The sequence below is a fragment of the Streptomyces sp. NPDC001732 genome, assembly GCF_053596315.1.
In genome coordinates this window covers 1-3,827 of sequence record NZ_JBSFFY010000161.1, presented here as the reverse complement: position 1 = coordinate 3,827, position 3,827 = coordinate 1, and the positions used below count along the sequence as shown (strand labels likewise).

The 3,827-nt window shown below is 67.4% G+C and carries 4 protein-coding genes and 1 pseudogene; all 5 read left to right on the top strand.

All coding sequences use genetic code 11. The features are described from left to right. Positions 1 to 1,225 (top strand): annotated as a pseudogene (locus tag ACWCXX_RS40820) (hypothetical protein); the annotation flags it as partial. Continuing rightward, positions 1,225 to 1,593 (top strand): toxin-antitoxin system YwqK family antitoxin, encoded by a 369-nt coding sequence (locus tag ACWCXX_RS40815; protein WP_451136315.1) that lies wholly within the window; start codon positions 1,225 to 1,227, stop codon positions 1,591 to 1,593. The pseudogene ACWCXX_RS40820 and the gene ACWCXX_RS40815, both read left to right, overlap by 1 nt. A gap of 249 nt (positions 1,594 to 1,842) precedes the next feature. After that, entirely contained in the window at positions 1,843 to 2,214 is a 372-nt protein-coding gene (locus ACWCXX_RS40810; protein ID WP_451136313.1) for a toxin-antitoxin system YwqK family antitoxin, read from the top strand. A gap of 45 nt (positions 2,215 to 2,259) precedes the next feature. Then, on the top strand, positions 2,260 to 3,030 hold the full coding sequence (locus tag ACWCXX_RS40805; RefSeq protein ID WP_451136311.1) for a hypothetical protein: 771 nt from the start codon (positions 2,260 to 2,262) through the stop codon (positions 3,028 to 3,030). Between the two features lie 92 nt (positions 3,031 to 3,122). Next, complete coding sequence (locus ACWCXX_RS40800) at positions 3,123 to 3,443, top strand: hypothetical protein (protein ID WP_451136309.1); 321 nt, start codon at positions 3,123 to 3,125, stop codon at positions 3,441 to 3,443. Positions 3,444 to 3,827: the final 384 nt, after the last annotated feature.

Sequence of the window (3,827 nt, the reverse complement as noted above, 5' to 3'; positions counted from 1 at the left end):
CGGCAACCTCCTCGACAAGAACGGCGACGTCGTCCAGCACGGCAAGGACGCCCCCAAGGAGGGGTCGCCCAGCCCCACCACCCCGCACACCGACAGCAACAACCCGGCCCCGCACACCAACAGCCCGGTGCGGGAACCCGTCCTGGCCGGTGTCGGCGCCCGCAACGGCGACGACGTCATCCGCCTGGGCAGCGACCCCACCGGCCTCGGCGACCTCGGCCGCATCGGGGACGACCTCCCCGGCGGCAACGTCGGTGACAACATCCCCACCGGGCAGGTCGGCGACAACCTGCCGGGCGGACGCGCCGACGACCTCGGCCACGGCCCCTCCAACAGCCACGAACCCCCCACCGGCGGACGCGGCGGCGACGGACCCGGCGGACACAACGACGGGCCCAACACCCACCCCGCCGACGGCGGCCACAACGACGGTCCGGGCGGAGGCGGCCACAACGACGGGCCCGGCGACGGACCCGGCAACGGCGGCGACCACACCCCGGACAACACCGGCGGCCACGGCGACGGCCCCGGCAACGGTGGCGACGGGCAGGCACCGGACAGTCCTCATGGGGGCGAGGGCACGCCGGAGCCGATTCGGGTCGGGGACGACCCCTTGCCTTCACCCGGACCGGGAGAGAAGGTCCTCGGCGATCTGCCCGAGCACCGCGTCCGCCGCACGGAGGACGGTCTCATCTCCCATGTCGACGACCGGCCCGTCAGTGAATTCCTGGACCAGTTGTCGCACCAGCGCGCCGAGGATTATCTGAAGGCCAAGGAAGACGAAACCTTCCCCCGCTCGCAGACCGGAGCTTGCGTCGGGTCAGTGATCGACTTGCGGACCGGCAAGGTCATCGAAGGAATCAACGGTCCGAAGAAGGCTGCTGTCCTGATTCCCATGGACCGGTTGCACCCGACGCTCCTGGAACGTTACGAACAGATCGCCGACGCTCCCCCTCACCACGCCCCGATCCTCGCTCACGCCGAGGTCAAGGCCGCCAACGAATTGCTCTGGGCACGCAAGGAACTCGGACTTCCGGACGATGCGTCAGCACTTGCCGAGCTGCGTGCATCGGTGCAGTTCCCCTACATGGCCGACCAGGTGACGGGGAAACCGCCCCGCCCCGCCCCGTTCTGCGGCAACTGCAACCATATGCTGGAAGGCGTGCCCAGCAGCTTCGGGCGCTTCCTCAAGGACCCGCCCGGACCTGAGAACTGGATTCCGTGATGACACTTCCCCGAATCGACATCGACGACCCCGAATTCGAAATGGATGAAGGTGAGGTCGTCTCCTACCGAGGAGAACGCTTCACCGGCGAGGTGGTCGAATACCAACAGGGTGCGCTCGTCAGTCTCGTCACTTACAAGGAAGGGATCGAGGACGGTCCCTCCAAGGAGTGGTACATGGACGGAACCCTGCGGGCCGAGGGAATACTGCGGGGCGGATTCCCGGTCGGTGAGTCCAGGACATGGCACCCCAACGGGAGGCTGGCCTCGCGCGTACTCATGAGTGCGAACGGACTGCGTCAGCTGGAGATCACCGAGTGGAGCGAAGAAGGCAACCTGACGAAGGAGTGGCGCGCCGAGCGCGGTTGATGCCGGACCGGCTCAACAGCTCCAAGGCCGTGACCGGGTGAGCAGCAGGGGGTGCACACCGAATCGGCCTTGGAGCCCGCCGGCCGCGAGCACGGCGTTCGGCTTCCCGTTCCTGCCGCACATGAAGACCGAACTGCCCGGACGTCCTGCGGCCTTCTGCGCAAACTGCAACTTTATGCTGAAGGGCGTGGACAGCCTGCACAGCAGGTTCACCGGCAACCCTCCGACCGACGAACTCTGGACTCCCTGATGCCCGACGTGACACGAATCGACATCGACGATCCCGAAGTCGACATGGATCAGGGGCAGCGCCTGCTGTACCGGGGGGAACTCTTCACCGGTGAGGTCGAGGAGCACCTGGGCGAGGCCCTCGTCAGCCTGGACTCCTACGTGGAAGGGGTGCAGCACGGCCCCAGCCGCGAGTGGTACAAGGACGGCACGCTCCGCTCCGAGGCAACGGCCCGCAAAGGGCTGCCGGTAGGCACGTCCAGGGAATGGCACCCGAACGGTGTGCTCGCCGCCGAGGTGGAGTTCTCCGGGAACGGTATGACCATGCTGGCGGAACGTCGGTGGGACGAAGAGGGCCGGCCGACGAAGAACTGGCATGCGAGCGAGGAATAACACCCCGTCGGCAGCGGAGTGGTACCGGCCCGGAACGGATCACGAGTGAACGCCGAACCGTCCCGGGCCGTCCTCCGGCGGCTGCGGGCCATCGACTGGTCCGACGAGGACAGTGCCTGGCGTCACGAGAACTCCCGCGCACGCCTGATGGCGGAGTATCTGCGCCGGGCGGCTCTCTGGGCGGACCACTGTGGTGCCGAGCGGTCCTGGCCGTTCTTCGACCTGGCGGAACATGTCGACCCCACCGTCCGGATCCCCGAGGGCATCGCCGCCGAGCTCGACGAGGTTCTGCGGGGCGTCGGCCCCTCCTCGGTCAGGACGACGTGCCGGGCGGCTGTCCGCTGGGCCGTCCTCCGCGTCGGGAGCACGGCCGGTCCGCTGCCCGATCTCCCGGACCCCTACGAGCCGTTGCTGGCCCTGTACGAACGGGGCGGCGGGTTCTTCGTCGAGGAGTTCGTCGATCTGGGAGGCGCGATGATCCGGCTCGGGACGGTGGAGGGCAACCTCACCGCCCGCCCCTTCCTCACACTCGCCCCTGCGGCTCTCGACGCCCTGGACGCCGAGGGCGAGATCACGTACTACGCGAAGATCGGCGAAGGCCACCCGCGAAGCAGCCCGCGCGGCATCGTCCGGCGCCGGGTCGACGACGGCCGGACGCACGACGAGGCGTTCACCCGCAACCTCCGCTGGGAACCGACCGAATACCTCCGGCTGTACGAGCTCGGGCACAACGAGATCGACCACGTCGAGATCACCGAGATCGAAGCCGCCGCGTTCATCGAGTCGACGGCGAAGAGACAGGCCGGCTCCCGGTGATTCCGCCCGGTTCTCCGGCAGTGGTCCCCGTCCGGATCGCCGACTTCTTCCAGGAACGCTGGCCTCCTTCGTTCGGAACCCCGAGAGGAGGCGTGCGAGATTTCCTTGCGCCCAACCCTTACGAGGACGCCGGGCGGATCACGAGGTATCTGCTCGGTGGGCACGAGATCTTCAGCGTCATGGGGTTCTCCGAGGACGTGCTCGGCTCCGGCAGGACCGTGCTCGGCGGGGACTCGGTCCTTTCCGACGGAGAGTGGATCTGGCGAGGGGACCTCTGGTTCTACGTCCGGACACATCACGTGGAGCTCCCCGACGAATTCCTCGTCCGCATCAGGCAGCACGACCATCTGGTGCCCGCCGAGAACGAACCCCGGATGGTCGAGATCGCCGAGTACGTCGATGCCAATCTCTGACCGGCAGGCAGGCCGGCCAGTTGGTTGGCAGGCCGACACGGGCAGAGGGCACCGCCCACGATCGTGCGCACGGGGTGAAGATCGGCCGGAGATCCCCGGGAGGCACGTTTGCACCGGGGGGACCCTCTGCCCTCCACGGCTCGGCCAAGTGCTCCGTTTGCACACTTCATTGCCCGCGCCGGAGTTCGACGATCCTGTCACAGCCTCTCCACAGCCCCGAGACCCTCGATTGCTTCGACGCCCCGGCACTTGATAGGGATGGTCAGCACATTTGTTTGCTCAGGTTTGGCAGGGGGATCGAATGAAGTTCGACATGGGGGCGCAGGTTCTGACGACTCTGTCGTCGAAGTCTCGTGGGTCGAGTGATGATCTGGGGTTGTTGAT

Coding starts and splice junctions, on each gene's coding strand:
- ACWCXX_RS40815 (WP_451136315.1), top strand. CDS start 1,225: ATGACACTTCCCCGAATCGACATCGACGACCCCGAATTCGAAATGGAT.
- ACWCXX_RS40810 (WP_451136313.1), top strand. CDS start 1,843: ATGCCCGACGTGACACGAATCGACATCGACGATCCCGAAGTCGACATG.